The sequence below is a fragment of the Peptoniphilus sp. oral taxon 836 str. F0141 genome, assembly GCF_000179335.1.
GTDB classification, from domain to species: Bacteria; Bacillota; Clostridia; order Tissierellales; family Peptoniphilaceae; genus Peptoniphilus_A; species Peptoniphilus_A lacrimalis.
In genome coordinates, this window is the sequence record NZ_AEAA01000071.1 from 1 (window position 1) to 1,564 (window position 1,564).

Below are 1,564 nucleotides of genomic sequence, written 5' to 3' on the forward strand. Positions count from 1 at the left end.
TTATTATAAAATCTTTAATATTTATATCAAAATCCCCATTGGGAAAAGACATTAAAATTGTCCATCTCTTTTTTAAAACCAATTTTTTTCATACAGATGAAGGGCTCTTTTATTATATGATGCAACTTTTAGGGTAATTTTTTTAAATTTAAGTTGTTCGAAAAAATATTTAAGCATGGTTTTAATTGCATCCCCTCCATAACCTTTGTTTATATAAGAAGGATTTAAAGCTATACCTAAACTTGCACTTTTTAAAAAATAAGAAATATTTTTAAAAGATATATATCCTATAGGGTAAGAATCTTTTAAAATCACATAATATTTTGAAAAAGGGCTATGGGTCTTCCAAATAAACCATTCTTTTATGTTCTTTTCTTCCACTTCATTGAAATTATAATCAAGAAGTAAATAGGAGCTGTGTTTTGACCAATTTTTAAAGGTATAAACATCCTTTAATATTAATTCTCTTAAACTTACATACTTACCCACAAGCATATTATCACCTGATATTATTATATAACATTTTTGCTTTTATTTCTTTGAACTTTGATATAAAATAAAAAGAAAAAAATCATATTTTTATTTACTTTATTTTGTAAAGTAAATAAAAAAATTTACTATTATAAAGAGTTATAGTAAAATATAAGAAAATAGTTTATAATTTAGTAATAGATTAAAAAGGAGCAAATTATGTTGGATGATATTGATTTAAAAATCCTGGAACTACTTTCCGAAAATGGCCGAATGAGTCATGAAGAGATTTCAAAACATTTAAATCTTACAAGGCCTGCTATTCACAGAAGAATTTACAAAATGGAAGAAGCAAAGCTTATTAAAGGTTATAAGGTAATAATTGACTGGGAGGAAATAGGATATAACGTTGATACATTTGTGCTTGTTAGGGTAAATACAAGCAGTTTTCCTCAACTTATTAAAGATATTAAAAATATAAAAGATCACTCATTTAAAATCTTTGAATGTTACAGAGTAACTGGAGAACATTGTATCATGTTAAGAGTTAAAACTATTACTACTAGCGACCTTAGACGTTTTTATGATAAAGTTTTGGAACTTGATGGAGTTCTAGACACAAAAACGCTTTTGATTTTAAAAAGTGAAGAATTTGATAACAAGGTTTTTTATGAAGATAATAAAGATGCCTAGTTATCTTTTAGAGCCTTAAGGCTCTTTTTTTATGGAATTTTCTTAAATAATTTTCTCAATCTTATATGTTATAATAGGGAGTAGGTGATTTAATGGATATAAAAATACTTGTAGTTGATGATGAGCAAGCAATAGCCGATATTATAAAATTTAATTTTGAACGTGAAGGTTATGGCGTTGATATTGCTAAAGACGGCTTAGAAGCTTTAAATTTTGTAAAGGATAATACTTATTCTTTGATTTTACTTGACATTATGATGCCTAAATTAAATGGTTTTGATACTTTAAAAGAAATAAGAAAGTCACATAAAACCCCTGTTATTATGCTTACAGCTCGTGAAGATGAAGTAGATAAAGTTTTAGGTCTTGAACTTGGTGCAGATGATTATGTTGTTAAACC

3 protein-coding genes are annotated in these 1,564 nt (G+C 26.2%); 2 read left to right on the forward strand and 1 reads right to left on the reverse strand.

All coding sequences use genetic code 11. The features are described from left to right. Positions 1–72: 72 nt before the first annotated feature. The gene (locus tag HMPREF9131_RS03340) at positions 73–495 is read right to left on the reverse strand and encodes a GNAT family N-acetyltransferase (protein ID WP_009345345.1); all 423 of its coding nucleotides are present in this window, start codon (positions 493–495) and stop codon (positions 73–75) included. A 195-nt stretch (positions 496–690) separates the two neighbouring features. Here HMPREF9131_RS03340 and HMPREF9131_RS03345 point away from each other — a divergent pair, with 195 nt between their 5' ends. Both HMPREF9131_RS03345 and HMPREF9131_RS03350 read left to right on the forward strand, forming a co-directional pair. After that, positions 691–1,164: an Lrp/AsnC family transcriptional regulator gene (locus tag HMPREF9131_RS03345; protein ID WP_004824386.1), complete on the forward strand. Its 474-nt coding sequence runs from the start codon at positions 691–693 to the stop codon at positions 1,162–1,164. 92 nt (positions 1,165–1,256) lie between these two features. After that, the coding region (locus HMPREF9131_RS03350) for a response regulator (protein ID WP_009345346.1) at positions 1,257–1,564 on the forward strand (308 nt) is incomplete at its 3' end.